This is a genomic window from Paenibacillus sp. OT2-17 (assembly GCF_009827695.1).
Lineage (GTDB): Bacteria > Bacillota > Bacilli > Paenibacillales > Paenibacillaceae > Paenibacillus > Paenibacillus polymyxa_B.
Genome location: NZ_WUDQ01000011.1, coordinates 1 through 19,970, shown reverse-complemented (window position 1 = coordinate 19,970; position 19,970 = coordinate 1). Strand labels below are relative to the sequence as shown.

The window sequence follows — 19,970 nt, the reverse complement described above, 5'->3', positions numbered from 1 at the left end:
ATGGTGTGATGTCAAGCAATCACTTAATATGACTTTATAATGTCATATTATAAGTTGTATGCTACTGAGAGAGGTGAAGCGTATGCCGTTAAGCAGACATTTTGAAATCGTTTATATGTTACTCCATAAGAAAAAAGTGACTGCTGATGAATTGGCAGAGCATTTTGAGGTTTCCACACGAACGATTTATCGGGACATAGATGCCTTAAGCGCAGCTGGGATTCCCATCTACAGCAGTAGAGGCAAGGGTGGCGGAATATCATTGATGGAGGGTTATGTCTTTAACACCTCTTTACTGTCCGAGCAGGAACAAGATGATATCTTAATGGCCCTTCAGAGTGTGGCTACAGCTACCATCCCACAGGTAGAAGAAGTGCTAAACAAGTTGAGTAGGCTTTTTAAAAAAGACATGGGAAACTGGATCGAAGTAGATTTTTCGCCATGGGGAAGCCAAAACAGCCAGAGACAGCTATTCACTCTTATACGCAACGCAATAATCACAAACCGTGTTATAAAGTTCCGCTATTATAACGTCGCCGGGGAACAGAGTTATCGTAGCGTCGAACCTGCCAAGCTCTTGTTTAAAGATAAATCCTGGTATGTGGAAGGTTACTGTTTAAATACGGAAAGTCATCGTGTATTTAAGATTAGCCGAATGAAAGAGATTGCAGTTACCGAAATTAGTTATGAGCCAAGAACAGTCGTAGCATCTACAGATACAAAGATGAACGACTTGCTTCATACCATTGAAGTAACTCTTCACATTTCTGCTCAAGGAGCTTACCGCGTATACGATGAATTTGCCGAGAAAACAATTACTCAGAAGGAAGACGGCTCTTATACCGTCACGGCACAATTTCCTGTAGGCAATTGGCTGGACAGTTATCTGCTGTCCTTTGGTCCCCTCCTTATAGAGGTTAGCCCCGAACAAGTACGTACAAGAATATTGTCTCATTTAGAAACGATGAAAAGAAATTTAAATGATCCTCTATAATATGACACTATGTAGTCATATTATTACTGCTATGATGAGTTTGAAGTTATCGCTCACAACATACTCACCATAGGAGGTTGAAGGATTAATGAATCCACATAAAACCATGCCACCGGCAGTAGAAACTTACTTTACATCAGCGAACAAATCCCAGCTTGAAGTATTTACTTCCGCTTTCGATAAAGATGCGTTGATCTTGGATAATCATCGCGAAATCAAAGGTATGGAAGCCATAAAATCATGGTGTGAAGCAGAAATATTGGAGCCGAATGTCACCTTCGAGATCGTGGATATGGATGACAGTAATAATACCATCGTCGTAATTGCGAAAGTAGACGGAGACTTTGATAAATCGAATCTTCCCGACCCACTCCTCCTTAAACATCAATTTCTAGTAAACAACAATAAAATTAAAGAACTGATTATTACACTTCCATAAAGGAATTTAAAAAATAAGAAAGGGAAAACGAATATGCCTGCTTATGTTGTTTTTATACGTGAACAGAGTGCCGATCAAACTGAACTCCAACTCTATTCTCGGAGTGGAGATACCTAGAGGTATTCCTCAACCACATTGTAAAATTTAGGAGGAATTATTCGCATGAGTTTTCAATTAGAAAGCATATTAAGTGAGTTTAAAGGCAAAAGGGCCTTGGTCACAGGCGGTACCAAAGGAATGGGAGAGGCTATTGCTAAGAGACTTACGGCTGCAGGTGCTACCGTAATAACTACGGCTCGAACGACTCCAGTTAATTTAGAAAATCCAGACCTGTTTATTCCAGCCGATATTAGTACGCCTGAAGGTGTAGATCAAGTAGTAAACAGTGTTCTTGAGCGCCTAGGCGGTGTAGATATTCTTGTCAACAATGTTGGAGGCTCGTCAGCCCCATCTGGGGGAGCTCTTATCTTGACAGACGAGCATTGGCAGCAAACTTTTAACGCCAATCTGTTTGCTGCCGTCCGTTTAGACCGTGGACTGCTGCCGGCTATGGTGGAAAAGGGTTCCGGTGTTATTATTCATATTTCATCCATTCAACGTCGCTTGCCGCTATATGATGCAACATTGGCTTATGCTGCGGCCAAAGCAGCTTTAACTACTTACAGCAAAGGGTTATCCAAGCAGTTTTCACCTCAAGGCATTCGTATTAATACAGTTGCGCCAGGCTTTATCGAAACGAAGGCAGCACAAAGTTTGATTGATCGGATTGCTGAGACGACAGGTGACCGAGAAAGTGCATTAAAGCAACTGATGGACTCGTTGGGAGGAATTCCAATTGGTCGTCCAGGACTACCAGAAGAAGTCGCTGAGCTTGTTGCTTTTCTGGTATCCGACCGGGCCGCTTCAATTACAGGAAGTGAATATAATATTGACGGTGGAACAGTTCCAACGGTCTAACACTTTATTTTCATCTGACAATCACGCAAAAGGTGAAAAAAAAGCCCATCTAATGAGCAGACATACGCAAAACGTATTATCTATGTCCATCAGATAGGCTTTTATATAACTACTACCGTTTAATAACGATCAGCTTTGTTTCCAGCATTTCTTCCATGGCATACTTTACACCTTCGCGTCCCGTGCCACTTTGCTTCACACCACCATACGGCATATGATCAACACGGAAGCTTGGAATGTCATTGATCATCACGCCGCCCACCTCAAGCTTGTCCGCTGCATCCAGCGCGGTCGTGATATTACGAGTGTAAATTCCCGCCTGCAGGCCATAGATCGAATCATTTACATGGTTTACGGCTTCATCTATAGAGCTAACAGAATGAATCAGCACAAGCGGGGCAAACACTTCACGACAGGACACCTTGGAGGTCGGGTCCACATTAAGCAAAACCGTCGGCTCCAGAATACCTCCCTTGGCTTGGCCACCCAGAGCGATCCTTGCGCCTGCTTGAACCGCTTCTTCCAGCCATTCACGGACACGTTCGACATCCTTGGCTGAAATAAGCGCGGATACATCCGTGTCCGGCTCTAGCGGATCTCCAATTTTTAAACGTTGAGTTGCTTCTATAAATCGGGATACAAAGGTATCATACAGTTCATCGACAACGTAAATACGTTGAACTGAGATACATACCTGCCCCTGATTGGCAAAGGCTCCACTCACACAACGGTCGATGACCGCGTCTACATCCGTATCACGGTCGATAATAACGGCCGCGTTGGAACCCAGCTCCAGCGTGACCCGCTTCAAGCCAGCCTTGGAGCGAATTTCTGTACCGACCGCCGGGCTACCGGTAAAAGTGATATAGCTGACGCGTGGATCAGTGACAAGTACGTCGCCAATGGTTTTACCATCGCCGCTGATCACGTTAAGAGCGCCCGCAGGCAATCCAGCCTGCTCCAGCAGCTCCGCAATCAAGTAAGCCGACAACGGCGTCTGCTCCGCAGGCTTCAATACGACCGTATTGCCTGCTGCCAGCGCGGGACCCACTTTATGAGCAACCAGATTCATCGGGAAGTTAAATGGTGTGATAGCTCCTACTACCCCTACAGGTTCTTTGAGCGTGTAGGCCATACGGCCCTCGCCGCCCGGTGCGGCATCCAGCGGAATGGTTTCCCCGTGAATCCGTTTGGCTTCTTCAGCTGCGAACTTGTAGGTTTGCACCGTCCGGTCAACCTCCGCCAGCGCAGCCTTCCATGGTTTGGATGCTTCACGTGCAATGATGCGCGCTGCATCCTCACGCCGCTCTTCCAGCAGGTCAGCCAGCTTCTCCAAAATGGCTGACCGCTGGTGCGCTGGCATGGTCCGCATCTCCGAGCGTGCATCAGAGGCCGCCTGAATAGCAGCCTTGGCATCCTCTGCTGTGGCCTCTGCCACCTCAGCAATGATTTCCCCGGAATACGGTGATTTCAACGTCGTGTACGATGAAGCTGCTTTCCATTCTCCACCGATAAATAAATGCTGCTGCATGCTTTTTCCTCCTTCTCTTGATATCAACGTTCCTTTTACCATCTATTTTACCGTCAACACCGGACAAGGTGCATGCTGAATCACCTGATGGCTCACGCTACCCAGTATCATTTCAGAAACAAGTCCTTTGCCCCGCGTTCCCATAATGATCAAATCCGTCTTTTCCTGCTTTGCACTTTCGCAAATGACACTCGCCGGATCACCGTGACCCGCCAGCATACGGTAAGAAATACCCTCGTCCTTCAAATAGTCGGATGCTGGTTCCAAGATATGACGACCTTCCTCTTCGATTCGCTCATCCACATCAACCCCAACCGGGGGCTCATTCATGGATAAAGCTGGGTTTACATGTAATACAGTCAGATGTGGATTCCCCTGAAGCTGCTTAGACAACGTTTTGGCTGTCTGCAACGCATTCATAGCATGTTCCGAACCATCAATCGCGACCAGAATATGTTTGTATTCGCTCATACTCTTTTCCTCCTCAGAAGTTCGATCTTAGTGTGCATCCACCTGAATATCCTGCATATGTCGACGACGTACGATCAGCACAGCTACGCCAATCAGTACCATCAATGCTCCAAAATAAAATGGGGTTTCTGCTGAGTACCACTCTGACAGCTTCCCTGCAAGCCACGGCGAAATTGCCCCGCCCAAAAACCGCATGAAGCTGTAGGCCGCAGATGCTGTCGAGCGCTCCACTGGAGCAGCCTGCATAACAGCAGTTGTAATCAATGTATTGTTAATCCCCAGAAAAATACCAGCCACAATGACGGCGACAATGACAGTCGTTGGTGAACCAGCTACCGTCCCGATCGCCATAACACCTAAATCAATGGCAAACAGCGTCAGCATGATACTAATGGAAGATACCACGCTCAAGCGTGCTTGAATCTTCGGTGCTACAAACACCGAGGTAAAGGCCAGCATAATTCCCCAGCCAAAAAACACATAACCCAAACCATGCTCGTCCAGATTCATTACATATGGAGAATACGCCATCAACGTAAAAAATCCAAAGTTATATAACAACGCTACAATACCGAGCGTGAGCAAAGCCGGATAACTGAGCGCTTTGAACGGATCGGCAATGGAACCGCGTTTTTTGGGCTTTGGAATGGAAGGCAGCATAAACGTAATGAACAAAAATCCCACTACCATCAGTCCGGCTACACCGAAAAACGGACCGCGCCAGGAAATGGAACCTAACTCACCGCCCAGCAACGGACCCACTGAAATCCCGAGGCCCAATGCCGCTTCATACAAAATAATTGCTTTAGCTGTTCCAGAAGTGGACAGACCTACAATCGCAGACAACGCTGTTGCGATAAACAAAGCGTTCCCCAAACCCCAGCCTGCCCGGTAGCCCACAATTCCGCCAACTGTACTGGCTGTGCCGCCCAGTCCAGCAAACACAATAATAAATAAAATCCCGGTTAGTAGTGTCCATTTGACACCCAATCGACTAGATACAACGCCTGTAATCAGCATCGCAACGCCTGTTACCAGATTATAGCTGGTGAACAGCAATGACACTTGGCTTTTCGTAGCATGAAGCTGATCAGCAATGGCCGGAAGAATCGGATCGACCAATCCCAGACCCATAAATGAAATAACACAAGCAAAGGCGACTGCCCAGACCGCTTTAGGTTGAGACAGCAAGCCTGAGCGTTCTTTTAACTCTTCAGGTAATGCATGTTGTGAACTCATATTATGATGTTACCTCCACATCTGAATGTAAATGTTCTTGTTATGACGGGTCGTGATCAAGTTCATCATCCAGAAGAACCTTGCGTTCACGCACCCTAACCCGTAACTCCTCCAACTCAGTCTGGAGCATACGGATGCTGTTGATTTTTCCCTCCATTAATTCCAACTGCTCGTTCAATGTACTTTCCATATCCTCCAACATGGCCCGTCGCTCGTTCGGTTGCAAATGCTCCGTTCGCTCGCGATATTCCTCCCGCTGACCCTTAAGCATTTCCGCTGCGGACATGTAACGCTGAAGCTCTTGCAAGGAGAATCCAAGTACTTCCTTGGCACTCACTATTTTTTTTAGTAAGTCCACATCCTCCTGCGTATACAGGCGCATATTTCCTTCACTGCGCTGCGGAGAGGGCAATAAGCCGATTTCCTCATAATAACGAATGGTTCGCTTGGTTAATCCGCTTTGTTTGGCGACCTCATCAATTTTATACGTAACCATGACACCCACCTTATGAAAAAGATTATATATAAATACTACGCCTCTATAACGTTAACGTCAACGTAAACTTCAATATAAAAAAAACCGCCTCTAATTGGAGACGGTTCCTATTTTGACTAGTACGGTCATAGACCCGAGCATCGGTGCTCAAGCCCATGAATATAGCTTTAGATGAAACAAGTACGAGTGATGATAACCAGTAAAATGAAGAGAACCAGAATAACACCAGTGGAGGTGAACATGTTACAACCGCCACAACCTCTATCTACTTCACCCATTTCGTATTCCTCCTCCCTACTGATTCCAGCAAATCTCCCGAATTTTAAATCCTTGAGCTACGAATTAGATGATAAATGCTTTGGAAATAATAACGAGCAGAATGAAAAGTACCAGAATCGCTCCTGTAGATGTAAAAGCTCCATAACCAGCGCCTACTCCAGACATGGTGATTCCTCCCTTCATGGTTTACAAGAGCATCTTATGCTTATGCCATCATCCATGATAGGGACAAATGCCGCGCCTGCCGCCCAAATCTAGGTTGGGGTTGTACTGTCCTGTTATTCTTCGGACCCGAGCATGCCGTGATACAGGAGGTTTCGTGCCTGCTTGGCAAGCACAGACGGACTTTCACGTCCAGGCAGCAATTTAGTTAACGTCAGTCGTTCAATCAAGCCGATCACGCATTCTGCTGTCAGTTCAGGGTCCAGTTCCTCACGGCAGGAGCCCCATCGTTGCGCCGCCAGCAGATGTTTTTTGATATGCTCAGCCATTTCCGCCTTAATACGCACCGAGTCTGTCGCCTGGTAAAAACCGACACGAGTGATCGCCGGATTATTAGACAACACACGAAAAATAGCTTCTAGAAACACCTGTCCCCGTCTCAAAATTTCAGCCTCGCTTAGGTCTGGGCCTATCTTCATGCTTTGTACCGTATCATTCACCAAAGTACCGAAGCTCTCCACAAGCTCCTCGTATAACTGTTCCTTGCTTTCAAAATGAATATAAAAATCCGGCTGCGTCAATCCTGCACGTGCCGCGATCGAACTTACCTTTGTCTGATAAAACCCCGTCTGAGCAAACTCTTCAGCCCCCGCTTCCAGTAACAACCGTCGACTCTCCCGACTTCTGACTCCTGCTCTCATCACGGTCTTGCCCCCTTACGCCACAAATCTATCGTATTATAAAGTTCCTTTGCAGTAAGAACAACGGGCTTGAGGATGATATATACCTGTCCTTCAAAAGTCCTAATACAGAAGGACTGAACGTTTTGGAAAATCAAGGGCATCTCCCTACAAGGTATAATTAACCAATCTGACGGTGAGCGAGCAGGAATTATTAAGCCGAATTCAAATATTTATACTTGAGGATTTTGCACAACCCTGACTTTCGATATATATCAGTGATGAGGACAATATTTGCGCATCATCTCAATCGTTGTCAGATCATCATCCAACCCCCGTTGTTGCAAGCCATCGATAATTTGCTGACGTTCCTGATCTTTAACATTTTGACCGAATTTAAACTTGGCAGTCCATTCCTCCGGTACAATTTTGATCAGAGCGACCCCTTTTAAACGTGAAGCATACCGAGAATCGCTGGCATCAATCGTGTCATACCCGCCTTCCGGTTGCAGCTTACTCATAAAAATGGAAAAGGCCGATGCTTTTTCTTCCAGATCCACTACATGCTCCGCATGACCACGCACGGTAATACTTTTAAAAAATGAAGTCGCCGGACATGCCATATGTTCATCCGTAAAATAAGACGGAATGAGCGCATATTCTTTGGCGGCTGAAAAAGTAACTCGATTATCTTCTTTCATCCGTTCCATCTTTTCTCCAGCACGGCTGCCATGAATATAAAAAACGCCATTTCCATAAGCGAAATTCAAGGGAACCACACGCGGAAAACCATCCTCGCTGTTCATGCCTAAAAATCCGAAACTGACCTCGCTTAGAAACTGCTCTATTTCCTCTAGTTCTGCCACCGTAAATTCTTTTCTTCTCACAGGGAACTCTCCTTCCATCTATTGACCAATGATACATTTCAGATTATGTTGAAAATGGATTCATAAAAAGATCCAATATGAACGAAAATGAGTGGCCCAATCGAAGGAGAAAAGTATGGATATTACGATGGCTTATCAGCGTGCGCTTCAAAAGTATCATTTAAAATATTTGGCATTGTATCATGCTCTTCGTGAGGGAATCCTCAATGGCTCCCTTGCCAGTGGTACGCGTCTGCCTTCCACTCGTGATCTGGCTGTGATGTATGGAATTTCGCGAGGGAGCGTTAAAGAGGCATATGATATGTTGTTGGCAGAAGGATATATAGATTCGGCAGTAGGCAGAGGAACCTTTGTTATGGAACAGACAGCGGTGCTGCCCGACAAATCTTTAATCAACCAGCAGAACCAGAATTCACCTGTTGTAAAACAAAAAGCCCCTGCTCTATCAGCTTGGGGACAACGAATCATGCAGATCGAAAGGGAACGAAACTTACAGCGGTCTCCTGCTTCTGCTACAAATAGAGACAGTGCGCAACAGCCTTTGATTTCTTTTCAGGCAGGAGAAGTTGTATTGGAGGGCAACTCACAGATCGCATGGAAAAGCGCAATGACTGCCGCTGGAAAGGATCTGCAAAAGCCCTCGGCTGACGCGACGACTGCACCAGTGAGCGGTGATGAATGGCTGCGTGAAGCGATTTGCCATCATGTTGGCAGAACACGCGGAATTACGGCCACGCCGGATCAAGTCGTATTATGCAGTGGTTCCATGGAAGTGATCACGTTATTAAGTCAGTTGCTTATTCATGAACAAGATCGAATTGTATTGGAGAATCCCTGTTATTCCGGCATCTACCGTGCAGTTACTGCCTCAGGCGGACAGATACATGCTGCTGAAATGGACCAACATGGAATTGTCCCACAGGATTGGGATTCCAAACTCCTATTTGTTACACCTGGACGACAGTTTCCAACCGGTGCAGTGTTGCCATTAACACGCCGTCAACATATTTTGCAATGGGCAGCATCCAAGGGAGCGTGGATCATTGAGGACGATTATGACAGTGAATTCCGTTGGGCAGGACGGCCCATTGAACCATTAAAAGCACTGGATCGTACAGAATGTGTCATCTATGTCGGCTCCTTTTCCAAAAGCATGTTCAGCAGCCTTCGACTCGGGTTTGCAATCTTGCCCGTTGAATTAGCCCAAGCGCTGACAGCTGCCAAACGACTATACGATCCCCTGCCGCCTGCCCGCTTGGAACAGCGCGCACTGGCACGTTTTATGATGCGCGGCGACTACGTTCGCCATGTGCGACGGATGACTCGAATATACAGATCACGCTACGACGTGTTCCAACGTGAAATACAGCAGTTAAGTGAACTGTTTCACTGGCATCAGAACGATTGTGGACTACATGCCTATGCCATCTGGAAGCATGAGCCTGCCCAGTATTATCATTTGATGCAGACAACACAGTTTTACGGAGTCACATGGCGTGATGCCGCCGATTACCAACTGACACCGGGACCTCCATCAGCCTGCTTTATCTTTGCCCATTTAACGGAGCAACAAATTGTTGAAGGGTTTAACCGTCTGCGCCAGGCTTGGGACCATATTAAAAATCAATGAGGAGTTCCCTTATTTAATCACTAGCCCCAACAGCCCTACAAATGATGAAGCCTGATGCGGTGAGATGATGCAGCCATTCAAATCTTCTATATCCACCTGTAACCCATCAAATTCGCAATCGCTCAGATCAATTCCTTTGAGCTTGGACCCGGATAGTACCGCTTGATCCAGATTGCAACGGTTAAAAAAGGTTTTTTGTAGTGTTAAATGATACAGATCGGCACTTATTAAAGAACAATCCTCAAAACCAACTTGCTTAAAATTAGCAAAACGGAACATCGAATAATCCGCTAAGCAATCCGAAAAACGAACGTTTTGGAGCCTGCTTCTGGAAAAGTCTGTTCCAAGCAATTTGCAGTTTTTGAACTCTACCCGATGGATAAAGGAACCGGAAAAATTAACATTAGACAGATCGCATTTATCAAAAATGACGTCTGTCCATTCACTTTCCGGTAATGACGATTCCATGATCGTTACATTTTTAAAAGTCATCTTCTCTAATGAAACCTTAACCGCTTCCACATTATCCAAAATCATATCTTCTACAGACCCCATACTATATTCGCCTTTGGACCGTAAGGAATACATTTCTTCGTTTAGTACGGGCAAGTCCACAGGAATTTTCGGCAACTCCATTTTAATTTTCATAATAACTCTACCTCCACGATTGAGAGCCCTCTAGGACATCTATATGAATCTATTTTCTATCAATTCTCATACATAGGGTAGCAAAAGTATTTCTCACACATATATTAACGTAGTGAGCACGCTCACGAACCTTTGTTAGGAGGTTGATAGCATGGCAGTACAACTATCTAATCAAGTGTTCTCCATCTCTGTCGGAGATTACGGCGATCTCTCTTCCTTACGGCTGGTAGGGGACACTTTTAATACCAACTATGTCATGAACAGCTCCAACGCACCTAAACAGAATACGTCGGATCATCAGTGGCTGGGTGAACTGATGTTCACCTATCGTCTCGGCAACGGAGCGTGGACTCGGGCATGGACAAGTAATTCTGCTGATGCGCGCCAGATCACCTCTTCTGGAAACAGTGTCCAGGTAGCCTATCAGAATTCATCAAACAATCAGGGAATACGTAATTTCATTTTACATGAAACTTATTCGTTGGTTAACGATTATTTGCATTGGCAAATGAAAGTAACGAACACCTCTAATCAAACACTGGAGATCGGAGATTGGGGACTGCCGCTTCCGTTTAACGAGTACTGGTCCGGCGGCAATAATGAACAAATTTATGAAACCAGAGTACTCTCACACTCCTTTGTAGGCCATAACAGCTCCTTTATTACCGCTGGACGACCTAGCGGCATCGGACCGTATGTACTGCTGATCCCTGATGCCTCAACGGGTGCTGGTCTCGAATATCAGGACCATTGGAGAACTGAGGAGCATCCAGGCAGCACATGGGCTATGGAGCAAGGTGGCTGGTCCGAAGGACTGAATGTGTTCTATATCCATTCCAATGTCATCAAGAGCACCAACCGTGGCTATCTTGGAAGCACCAGTCTGTCGCTGGCTCCTGGTGAAAGCAAAACGTATGCCTTTAAATTTTACAAGGTAGCGGACGAGCAGGCCGTAAAGGACAGGCTGTACAGTGAGGGACATGTGGATGTGACCGTGGTTCCGGGCATGATTTTCCCGACGAATCTCAAGGCCAAATTCGATCTGCATACCAGCAAATCCATTACCTCTGTCACAGCGCAATATCCGTCTGAAACGACCATCAGCTATCTGGAAACAGCCCCTACAAACCATAAAATATATGAACTTACACTGGGACGACTGGGACATAACAATATTACTGTAAACTATGGTAACGGCGAAAAAACCGTTCTCCAGTTCTATGCCATCGAGCCAGTCGAAGCTGCACTTCAGCGTCACTCTACCTTCATGGTCAACAGCACCCAATGGAACGTGCCGGGCGACCTGAGGGACAAGGTCTTTGATGACTGGATGATGCAGTACAAGGCTAGACGCAACAGCTTTGCTGGTTACTGGGGCTGGGGTGATGATTGGGGACTAACTCACGGCCAGTTTCTGGCGGAGAAAAACGTTCAGAAGCCCGTGGCATCTGAGATCAAGGCAGTCGATGATTATTTGGAAGTAGCCATCTGGACGAATTTGATGGAAGGCCATCATACCGATTATCTGGTCCCTGATTTCCTCATGCCGCAGCCTAACACGACACCAACGTACCGTGGCTATGCCTATCCGCACATTTATAATACGTTTTTTAGCATGTATAAAATTGCCAAGCTGTATCCCAACCTGATCAGCTATCGCAATAGCAAAAACACATATTTGCTACGTGCTTATCGTATTTTTAAAGCGTTGTATGAAGGCCCTGTTGCTTATAACTGGAACACGGGACTCATGGGTGAGCTAACTACACCTGATATGATTAAAGCGCTTCAGGAAGAAGGCTTGACCACCGAGGCTAACGACCTGATTGGCAAAATGGCTACCAAGTACAACAATTTCAAAAACACCACCTATCCTTATGGCTCTGAGTATAACTATGACAATACAGGCGAAGAAGCCGTATATACACTCGCCAAAATGAACAACAACACGACGATGATGAGCAAAATCAACGCCAAAACGCGTGCTGCACGCGGTCATATGCCTGTCTGGTACTATTACACCGATCCGGTCACCATCACCGGAGAGAATTGGTGGAACTTCCAGTACACCACCTCACTGGCCGGCTATGTGATGGATGACTGGACATGTCGGCATTCGTCCAAGCCCGAAGTGGATCAGCGTCTATCCTATGCCGCCAAGCTGGCGAACATCGGAGCGATTAACTCGGGACAGATCAGCTCTGATCCTGCCAACATCGGGGCGGTATCGTGGACATATCAGGCGGGCAAGGGCAATTACGGCGCACTCGGTCTGGACGGTGGCCCTCTCTTTAACGGATGGCGCGGCATGTCCGGGGAAGCCGATCTGGGACTGTTTGGAGCCATCAAAATCCTAAGCTCGGATGTTGCTGTAGATCCAATATTCGGCTTGTTCGGCTATGGCTGTGACGTTACAGAAAGCAGTAACAGCTACGCGATTACTCCAAAGGACGGTGTATTCCAACGTCTGCATCTGATCACCCAAAAGCTGAGTTTGGAGCTGAATCGGGATCAATATAGCTTGGCCATCGTGTCCAAGTCCAAGAACAACATCCGTCTGACACTGAAAAATATGACCCCAGGCACGACTCATACCACCGTTATGAGCTTGACCGGACTCGCGGCAGGTACGTATGACGTGCTCGTAGACGGCACAAAAACCGGGTCAGTCACGGCTGCTAACAGCTCTGCGACCACGGTCAGACTGAATATTGGTACGGCAGCCAACTATGATATCCGTATCCAGTCGAGTACAGACAACCCGTCTCCCGCCGGAGACATTGTAGCCCGTTATGAATTTGACGAAACGGCCGGATCTACCGCAGCCGATTCGTCAGGTTATGGACAGCAGGCCAGTGTAAGTGGAGGCGCGTGGGGCGCCGGACGAAAAGGTAATGCCCTGTACTTTAACGGTACAGACGCCTATGCTAGCCTGCCCGGTGGTATCGTTAGCAGCATAAATGACTTTACGATTGCCGCGTGGGTACGGGTGAACACGCATAACGGCTGGGCACGCCTGTTTGATTTTGGAGCAGGCACGGATCGGTATATGTTTTTGACACCCAAGGCCGAGGGAACTGGCATGCGCTTTGCTATCACCGTCTCGGGGAACGGAGAGGAACAACAGTTGAATGCGCCAGAGCTGGCAACTGGGGTTTGGAAGCATGTCGCCGTGACTTTGTCAGGCAATACTGGAATGATGTATGTGGACGGTGTAGAGGCGACGCGTAACACCAACATGACGCTGAAGCCTTCCAGCCTTGGACTGACAGACCGGAACTATATTGGGAAATCCCAGTTTGATGATCCCTATCTGAACGGTGCAGTGGATGAACTGATCATTTACAACAGAGCCCTGACCGCTCAGGAAATCCGGGGCTTGGCCTCGGCAAGCAGCACCATTACAGCCCATGATGAGGGAGCCCGTTCATATGCCGAAGGAGCAGATTAGAATACATTTACGCATTCATTCATGCCGTTAACGTTTTAGATTGTGAATGATTTGTACTGTGAATCATTTGCGTCGTAAATGATTGGTATCGTGAATGATTCTTGCTTATATTAGCTCTACCCCCGGATTTCTTAAGTTAAGTCTGTAATCAGGGGAGAAATCCGGGGAGATGATGCTTCCGAGCGAGCCACCCTATGGAAAGCATTTAAAGCGACCGCCTTACCGGGACGATCAGCGGCAACTTTTCCATCTGGAGGGCGTTTAGCTCCGTCTAATGCGTGTCGTCCTTGGTCTTAGGCGAACCAGTTCCTCACTGGTGAGCTGCCTAGTATAAGAGCGAGGGGAAGATCCTGTATCTACCCTGAGCACCCTGCCTGCCCCGTTGGGGCGGGCTACCCGTGTGTTGAATACCTGCATGGCCCACTGCACCGGAAAGGCTATGGATAAGCGACCATCTGCCGTACCTGCATAGTTGACCGCAGCTGCATAATTATCTGACTGTCTGAGCCATACAGAGCCGGAATCCCCAGGTAGTGATACGGGAGTCGTACCTCTAATAACCGTCTGATCTTCGAAGGTCAGTAAGCCCAACTCTCCACCATAATTGATTTGCAGGTCCGTATAGACGGACTCTACCGTGCCATTGACCCGCCCGGTCGTACGCCCTACCTTCTTCAATCTTTCCCCTATGCGATATGCGGTCACATGACCCGGAATTGCTCCTACTGTAGCATAACGCGGATTGAGCAAGTTGTTACGGGTCGGAAGCGAAAGCGCCGCATCAATCAGGTTCGTTCCGGTGGGATTCAAGCGTACGTAACGATAAAGCCGTCCTATACGATCCTGGGCAACCGTCCCCCCATCGGCTCCGCCTGGCTGAATTGTAGCCTCTCGATTGTCTGTATTGGAGGGATTGAGGACATGGTTATTGCTAAAAAGATAACGTGTCGCCGGCGCTCCAGTTGGGGCAACGATGAGTCCGGTTGAACCGGAGCCTTCAATCGTCCCGACACTGTAGCCGGCGATGACCGGGCGTATGCGCACTTTGTAGTCCGTGGCATTGGCTCTGATCTTTCCAGTCTTTACAATTCGGACTGGAACGTTCGTTTTCTTTCCTAATGCGGTGGCCGACAGGAGTCCAGTAGAGGCCGACGCTAAACGGTCCGTGTACACAATGACAGCGGCTCCTCTTTTGGGATGAGCAGGGTCCCTGTACCCTACGCCAATGCCGTGGACACCGGACATTTTTAAAACTCGCTTGGCCATCCGCTTTTTCACTTGAAGCGCGGCCGAGAAGGTAGCCAACATAATCATCTCCTTTTACATTCAGATGAAATATTGTATGGCTAAGGCCGCTTCGCGTTCCATTTGATCATACGATCGCTGTATTGAAAGGCATATGAAAACATTCCAAAAAATGGTATACTCATTTCCGAAATTGACATCTTATCATTTGATTCTGGTGTTCAAGGAGGTACTTTATGTTTTCAATCATGTTGACATATAGCATACAAGCAATTGTAATTTTACTGATTATCTTTGAATTGTTGAGAAATAACAGAAAAAAAATAGGCTGGGGATCGCTTTCACTGCTTTTATCTCTTCTTGGTATGGCTGTTTCTTTCGAATTTGGCAATTACATATTGGGAGACCAGTTGCTTTCCTTTTTAGGATTGCCCGCCTGGTCTAACAGTGTTGATAATACTAGGTTTCACTACACCATTTTTCTATCCAGTATTTTTTTTATTCCCAGTTTAATCATTGGATATAAAAATCCTAAGGAGTTTGGAGCTACAATTGGAAAACGGATTTCTAGTATATATCTATTTTTGATCATCATTTCGCTTTTATTTTTTATTATCAGTATTTTGCATAATTGATTTCCAACGCTCGTAAGTACAATATATAGACGAACTAAAGCGTTTCGATCTATATATTACTGATTTGAAAACGCTCTTGGGATTTATGCAAAATGCTTATTATCAGCATTTTCTCGAAGTGAAAGTTGGGTGTACAGTTGTTCCAAAACAAAAGCCTTCCTTGTTTATAGGAAGGCTTTGATCTTTATGTTGTGAAGGCGATGGGAAATACCATCTGACTGCCCGCCGCCTCCAGTTATCCCTTAACCGCTCCCTCCGCAATGCCCTCCATGATGAATTTCTGAAAGAAGGCGTAGATCAGGATAACCGGGATGGAGGTCAGCACAAGTGCGGCCAGAATAAGCGACCAATCCTTGTTGTACTCTCCAAACAGCATATTGGTCGAGAGAATCAGGGTGTAATGGTTCACATCCGTCAGCATTAACAATGGAAGCAAAAAGTCGTTCCAAATCCACAGAAAATCCAAAATCGCGATGGTAACTGTGATCGGCAGCAGCAAAGGAAATATAATGCGAAAGAACGTTTGGAACTCATTACAGCCGTCCATTTGCGCGGATTCTTCTAGCTCACGTGGGATGGATTTGACGAATCCATGATACAAAAAGATCGCCATATTCACACCCAAGCCGATATAGATCAGGGCCAAGCCGTACGTACTGCCCTGAACGGACAAATCTTTTGCCATTCGCGTAAGCGGTATCATAATAGAGTGAAACGGCACCAGCATCGATGCGACAAACAGGAAGAAAATCGCACTGCTCAGTTTCCCCTGTGTACGAGACAGCTTGTAGCCTGCCAGTGCCGAACAGATCACAATGCCACCAATGCCGATAAAAGAAATAATCGTGGAATTAAGAGCGCTGTTCAGCAAATGAGTCTGATGAAAAGCCTGACTGTAATTTTCAAAGTGAAGCTTTGTCGGCAGCGCCGTAAAGGATGCAAACATCTCACCCTGTGTTTTAAACGAGTTAATTACCGCCATGTAGATTGGGAAGAAGGACACGACTGCGCCCACGCACAGAATCAGCGTAATCAACAAGGAATTGGCTTTCTTCAGCCTCATGCCTCCACCTCCCTCTTCTTCATGACACGCAGCTGAATCAGGGTGAAAATGAGAACGATTGCGAACAAAATAACGGATTTGGCGCTCGCATAACCATAACGGAAGTTGTTGGAGAACGCCTCCTCATAAATGTTCATCGTAATCACCTGTGTACTGCGCCCCGGCCCCCCGCCAGTCAGTCCGTATACGACCTCATACACTTTGAAGGCACCATTCAGCGTCAGGAAGAAACAGATCGTAATCGCATGAGTAATCATTGGCATCGTTACGCTTCGCAATGTCTGAAATGCGTTCGCCCCGTCAATAATAGCAGCCTCCTTCAAGCTTTGTGGTACACCTTGAAGCGCAGCCAGATAGATGATCATCATATAACCGACACCATTCCAGAGCGACACGATAATAATTGAGAAGAAAGATACTTTCGGATCGCCCAGCCACGATTGGCCCAAAAAGGCGATAGCCGTCTTTTCGGCGATCTGTGGCAGCACGGAAGAAAAAACGAAGGTCCACATAAATGCGCTAATAATGGTACTGATCATATTGGGCATAAAAAATATCGTCCGAAAAAATCCTTTGGTACGTGTACGCGACTCAATCAACACTGCCAGTGCCAGTGCCAGTACATTTTGCAGCACAATCATGACCAATACGTATTTAAGGGTAAACCAAAGGGAATTGAGAAAATCGGGGTCTTCCTTCAACGATTCCACAAAGTTCCCCAAGCCGATAAAGCTGTAATTAGGATTCAATCCGTTCCAGTCTGTAAAGCTGTAGTACATGCCGCTGATCGTTGGAATGAGCAGGAAGATAGCATAAAAGATCAGCGCCGGGGCTGTAAACGCCAGTAACATGACGTATTTTTTATAGATTTTAAAAGGCATGGAGTCTCTCCCTCCCGGTGTAATTCTGTAGGTTACCGTTACTTGTTCACTTTGTTATACGATTTCCATGCCTTATCCAGCGCCTTAATTACGTCATCCTGCGAGAGCTGACCAGCATAATAGGATTGTAGCGATTTGCCTGCCTCGTCCTTGACCGCTTGCGGGATAGATGGATCTTGGTACGACTTGCCTGCTTTCACGTATTCGGTAGCGTCATTAACCCAAGGATAGCTTTTAAACGTATGCACTTTGGAGATCGGGTTAAATTTCAATGCTTCATAGAACGCGCTAGAATCCTTGTCATCCAGCACATAGTTAACAAAATCGAGCGCAACCTCCTTATTCTTGCTTGTAGAGGATACAGCCAGCGAAGTCGAAGTGGACAAATTAATCAATGTCGCATTGGAATCGTCATTGATCGGCAGCGGTGCTACCCCAAAATCCATCTTCGGATCCGATTTTAAAATCGTTTCCGCAAACCACGGCCCTTGAATCCACATCGCCGCTTTACCCGAGGCAAACGCAGCCGATCCATCATCCCCGCCGATTTCTAGCGCCTTATCAGTACCGTTGCTATTCACCAGATCAATAATATCGAACATGCTCTTCATTTCGGAAAAAGAGCCTTTATCCTGATTCATCCGGTCGATAAAATCCTTATTCTGTGTGTTCATCATTGCACCTGCCGTAAGTGGCACAAACAGCTGTGGAATCCAGGATTCCTTGTAGGACAACAGGAACGGTTTCACATTATTCGCTTTCAGCTTCTCGACCACAGCCTTCATTTCGGTCAACGTTCCCGGCGGCTGCAAATCCAAATCCTTAAATATCTTTTTATTGTACAAGTAGCCCCATGAGATCGTCTCCAAAGGAACCGCTACGACCTTTCCGTCTTTGGTTGTCACCGAAGGCTTCACACTATCCATCAATTTGTTAACAAAAGGCTGACCGGACAAATCCTCCAAATAGCCCGCTTTATAAAACGGAGGAATTTCATTCACCGCGTGCAATGCAAATACGTCCGGCGCATCGTTGGATGCGAGTCTTGTCTTCAAAATTTGTGCGGCGTTGTCAGCAGGCGGCATCTCCAGTTGGACCGTAACGTCGATATTTTTATCTTTCTTCTCTTTCGCTACGAACGCATTAATGTATTTATCGTAGTGCTCCTTCAAACGGGGCTGAGCAATAAACATTTTGAGATTCACCGTTTTGCCGTCTCCACCGGAACCGCTGCTGTCACTGCCTGAAGAATTCGCTCCACACCCGGCCAATAACGTGCCAACCAGCATCGTGCTCAATACACCTTTCCACACTTTCATGAAAAATGACCTCCCCTATTTTGAAAATAACTGTTACCCATCGGCAAATCAGCTGTTATTCAAAGCAGCTATGCCGCCGGTCTTCAACCTCTATTCAGCTCTGTGCGAACTTCGTAAGGCCAAATTCCTTTGTACTGCTTGTTTTGTATACGCTTTCATTATAGGATGGGAGGTCACTTCTGCCATTGGACACCCTTAGCTTATTGAATTGGACTTTTTTAAACTTCCTTCCTCATTTCACCGGGTGCCATGCCAAAATGCTTTTTAAATACCCGATAGAAATAAGACACATCCTCATATCCTGCCATCTCCGCAACTGCTTTAATTGAAATCTGTTTATTGGCCAGCCATTCCCGCGCCTTTTCCATTCTTCGCTCTACGATGTAGTCCGTTACATTTTGACCATACTCCTGCTTAAATACCTTGCTCATATACTCTTTGCTCACAAAAAAGTTTTTCGCCAACTGCTCCAGTGTAATCGGCCCAGCAAAGTGACTGTCGATATATCGCCGTACCTCTTCTAAATTCAGTTTGTTTTTGTATTTTCGCTGCCGAATGAGCTGATCCAGTTCCTGAACATAGCACGACGATACGAATTCCAGCGCATGTTCTACAGAGGACACGGCATCCTGCGGCAGTGGAAATCCTGCCTTTGTCGTAGAATTATCCAGCCCGTTATCCGCTGCTAGCTCTTTCAGCAGGGAAAGAAGCTCCTGCACCAGCCTGCCTAGCATATGTGGACTTGGTGCTCCATAACTCTCCAGCTCCTGCATAACCTGCCTGCAGGTTAAGTTCACCCCGTCACAGTTCAGCTCATTAAAATAAAGACGCAGCAGTTGCTTATACCGGGTCAGCTTGTGAAAAAACTCATAATCCAGCTCTGTTGCTTCTTGCTGCTGTTCGGCCACCTTGACCTCCAGATCGTTTTTGCATTTGAGTAGCACTGCATTCAGTTCGACAGGA

At 46.6% G+C, this 19,970-nt stretch carries 19 protein-coding genes; 6 read left to right on the top strand and 13 right to left on the bottom strand.

The window, feature by feature from the left end:
- Nucleotides 1–82 precede the first annotated feature (82 nt).
- From GRP75_RS05200 to GRP75_RS05185, 3 genes are all read left to right on the top strand, one after another.
- The gene (locus GRP75_RS05200) at nt 83–994 is read left to right on the top strand and encodes a helix-turn-helix transcriptional regulator (protein WP_023986949.1); all 912 of its coding nucleotides are present in this window, start codon (nt 83–85) and stop codon (nt 992–994) included.
- 88 nt (nt 995–1,082) lie between these two features.
- Entirely contained in the window at nt 1,083–1,433 is a 351-nt protein-coding gene (locus tag GRP75_RS05195) for a nuclear transport factor 2 family protein (protein ID WP_023986948.1), read from the top strand.
- A 162-nt stretch (nt 1,434–1,595) separates the two neighbouring features.
- On the top strand, nt 1,596–2,390 hold the full coding sequence (locus GRP75_RS05185) for an SDR family oxidoreductase (RefSeq protein ID WP_023986947.1): 795 nt from the start codon (nt 1,596–1,598) through the stop codon (nt 2,388–2,390).
- Between the two features lie 112 nt (nt 2,391–2,502).
- Here the strand turns inward: GRP75_RS05185 and GRP75_RS05180 are convergent, their stop codons facing one another.
- The 7 genes from GRP75_RS05180 to GRP75_RS05155 form a co-directional block, all read right to left on the bottom strand.
- Nucleotides 2,503–3,921, bottom strand: a complete 1,419-nt coding sequence (locus GRP75_RS05180) for an aldehyde dehydrogenase family protein (protein ID WP_160788761.1) — start codon at nt 3,919–3,921, stop codon at nt 2,503–2,505.
- A gap of 42 nt (nt 3,922–3,963) precedes the next feature.
- On the bottom strand, nt 3,964–4,392 hold the full coding sequence (locus GRP75_RS05175; protein ID WP_023986945.1) for a universal stress protein: 429 nt from the start codon (nt 4,390–4,392) through the stop codon (nt 3,964–3,966).
- A 27-nt stretch (nt 4,393–4,419) separates the two neighbouring features.
- Nucleotides 4,420–5,631, bottom strand: coding sequence for an MFS transporter (locus tag GRP75_RS05170; RefSeq protein ID WP_023986944.1), 1,212 nt, complete (start codon nt 5,629–5,631; stop codon nt 4,420–4,422).
- Between the two features lie 40 nt (nt 5,632–5,671).
- Nucleotides 5,672–6,127 (bottom strand): MerR family transcriptional regulator, encoded by a 456-nt coding sequence (locus GRP75_RS05165; protein ID WP_023986943.1) that lies wholly within the window; start codon nt 6,125–6,127, stop codon nt 5,672–5,674.
- Between the two features lie 342 nt (nt 6,128–6,469).
- A complete protein-coding gene (locus GRP75_RS29510; protein WP_023986941.1) occupies nt 6,470–6,571 on the bottom strand; it encodes a hypothetical protein in 102 nt (33 codons plus the stop codon).
- A gap of 113 nt (nt 6,572–6,684) precedes the next feature.
- The gene (locus tag GRP75_RS05160) at nt 6,685–7,269 is read right to left on the bottom strand and encodes a TetR/AcrR family transcriptional regulator (RefSeq protein WP_023986940.1); all 585 of its coding nucleotides are present in this window, start codon (nt 7,267–7,269) and stop codon (nt 6,685–6,687) included.
- 254 nt (nt 7,270–7,523) lie between these two features.
- Complete coding sequence (locus GRP75_RS05155; RefSeq protein WP_023986938.1) at nt 7,524–8,135, bottom strand: pyridoxamine 5'-phosphate oxidase family protein; 612 nt, start codon at nt 8,133–8,135, stop codon at nt 7,524–7,526.
- Nucleotides 8,136–8,250: 115 nt separating this feature from the next.
- On the opposite strand from GRP75_RS05155, the gene pdxR reads away from it, so the two are divergent.
- Nucleotides 8,251–9,765: a MocR-like pyridoxine biosynthesis transcription factor PdxR gene (gene pdxR / locus GRP75_RS05150; protein ID WP_160788760.1), complete on the top strand. Its 1,515-nt coding sequence runs from the start codon at nt 8,251–8,253 to the stop codon at nt 9,763–9,765.
- Between the two features lie 9 nt (nt 9,766–9,774).
- On the opposite strand, the gene GRP75_RS05145 is transcribed toward pdxR, so the two are convergent.
- The gene (locus GRP75_RS05145) at nt 9,775–10,413 is read right to left on the bottom strand and encodes a pentapeptide repeat-containing protein (protein WP_023986936.1); all 639 of its coding nucleotides are present in this window, start codon (nt 10,411–10,413) and stop codon (nt 9,775–9,777) included.
- Between the two features lie 151 nt (nt 10,414–10,564).
- Between GRP75_RS05145 and GRP75_RS05140 the strand changes: the two genes are divergently transcribed.
- A complete protein-coding gene (locus tag GRP75_RS05140) occupies nt 10,565–13,864 on the top strand; it encodes a DUF5695 domain-containing protein (RefSeq protein WP_160788759.1) in 3,300 nt (1,099 codons plus the stop codon).
- Between the two features lie 261 nt (nt 13,865–14,125).
- On the opposite strand, the gene GRP75_RS05135 is transcribed toward GRP75_RS05140, so the two are convergent.
- Entirely contained in the window at nt 14,126–15,172 is a 1,047-nt protein-coding gene (locus tag GRP75_RS05135) for a hypothetical protein (protein ID WP_028541041.1), read from the bottom strand.
- 173 nt (nt 15,173–15,345) lie between these two features.
- On the opposite strand from GRP75_RS05135, the gene GRP75_RS05130 reads away from it, so the two are divergent.
- On the top strand, nt 15,346–15,744 hold the full coding sequence (locus GRP75_RS05130; RefSeq protein ID WP_160788758.1) for a hypothetical protein: 399 nt from the start codon (nt 15,346–15,348) through the stop codon (nt 15,742–15,744).
- A gap of 235 nt (nt 15,745–15,979) precedes the next feature.
- On the opposite strand, the gene GRP75_RS05125 is transcribed toward GRP75_RS05130, so the two are convergent.
- The 4 genes from GRP75_RS05125 to GRP75_RS05110 all read right to left on the bottom strand — a co-directional run.
- Nucleotides 15,980–16,807 carry a carbohydrate ABC transporter permease gene (locus GRP75_RS05125; protein WP_013308681.1) on the bottom strand — a complete coding sequence of 276 codons (828 nt, stop codon included), beginning with the start codon at nt 16,805–16,807 and terminating at the stop codon, nt 15,980–15,982.
- Nucleotides 16,804–17,688, bottom strand: coding sequence for a carbohydrate ABC transporter permease (locus GRP75_RS05120; RefSeq protein ID WP_023986930.1), 885 nt, complete (start codon nt 17,686–17,688; stop codon nt 16,804–16,806). Before GRP75_RS05120 ends, GRP75_RS05125 begins: the two co-directional genes overlap by 4 nt.
- 38 nt (nt 17,689–17,726) lie before the next feature.
- Nucleotides 17,727–19,007 (bottom strand): ABC transporter substrate-binding protein, encoded by a 1,281-nt coding sequence (locus GRP75_RS05115; protein ID WP_023986929.1) that lies wholly within the window; start codon nt 19,005–19,007, stop codon nt 17,727–17,729.
- A gap of 218 nt (nt 19,008–19,225) precedes the next feature.
- A partial coding sequence (locus GRP75_RS05110) for an AraC family transcriptional regulator (protein ID WP_160788757.1) occupies nt 19,226–19,970 on the bottom strand: 745 nt, incomplete at its 5' end.

Bases quoted from the DNA above. Each gene is read 5' to 3' on its own strand.
- GRP75_RS05200 (WP_023986949.1), top strand. From the start codon at position 83: ATGCCGTTAAGCAGACATTTTGAAATCGTTTATATGTTACTCCATAAG.
- GRP75_RS05195 (WP_023986948.1), top strand. From the start codon at position 1,083: ATGAATCCACATAAAACCATGCCACCGGCAGTAGAAACTTACTTTACA.
- GRP75_RS05185 (WP_023986947.1), top strand. From the start codon at position 1,596: ATGAGTTTTCAATTAGAAAGCATATTAAGTGAGTTTAAAGGCAAAAGG.
- GRP75_RS05180 (WP_160788761.1), bottom strand. From the start codon at position 3,921: ATGCAGCAGCATTTATTTATCGGTGGAGAATGGAAAGCAGCTTCATCG.
- GRP75_RS05175 (WP_023986945.1), bottom strand. From the start codon at position 4,392: ATGAGCGAATACAAACATATTCTGGTCGCGATTGATGGTTCGGAACAT.
- GRP75_RS05170 (WP_023986944.1), bottom strand. From the start codon at position 5,631: ATGAGTTCACAACATGCATTACCTGAAGAGTTAAAAGAACGCTCAGGC.
- GRP75_RS05165 (WP_023986943.1), bottom strand. From the start codon at position 6,127: ATGGTTACGTATAAAATTGATGAGGTCGCCAAACAAAGCGGATTAACC.
- GRP75_RS29510 (WP_023986941.1), bottom strand. From the start codon at position 6,571: ATGTCTGGAGTAGGCGCTGGTTATGGAGCTTTTACATCTACAGGAGCG.
- GRP75_RS05160 (WP_023986940.1), bottom strand. From the start codon at position 7,269: ATGAGAGCAGGAGTCAGAAGTCGGGAGAGTCGACGGTTGTTACTGGAA.
- pdxR (WP_160788760.1), top strand. From the start codon at position 8,251: ATGGATATTACGATGGCTTATCAGCGTGCGCTTCAAAAGTATCATTTA.
- GRP75_RS05145 (WP_023986936.1), bottom strand. From the start codon at position 10,413: ATGAAAATTAAAATGGAGTTGCCGAAAATTCCTGTGGACTTGCCCGTA.
- GRP75_RS05140 (WP_160788759.1), top strand. From the start codon at position 10,565: ATGGCAGTACAACTATCTAATCAAGTGTTCTCCATCTCTGTCGGAGAT.
- GRP75_RS05135 (WP_028541041.1), bottom strand. From the start codon at position 15,172: ATGTTGGCTACCTTCTCGGCCGCGCTTCAAGTGAAAAAGCGGATGGCC.
- GRP75_RS05130 (WP_160788758.1), top strand. From the start codon at position 15,346: ATGTTTTCAATCATGTTGACATATAGCATACAAGCAATTGTAATTTTA.
- GRP75_RS05125 (WP_013308681.1), bottom strand. From the start codon at position 16,807: ATGAGGCTGAAGAAAGCCAATTCCTTGTTGATTACGCTGATTCTGTGC.
- GRP75_RS05120 (WP_023986930.1), bottom strand. From the start codon at position 17,688: ATGCCTTTTAAAATCTATAAAAAATACGTCATGTTACTGGCGTTTACA.
- GRP75_RS05115 (WP_023986929.1), bottom strand. From the start codon at position 19,007: ATGAAAGTGTGGAAAGGTGTATTGAGCACGATGCTGGTTGGCACGTTA.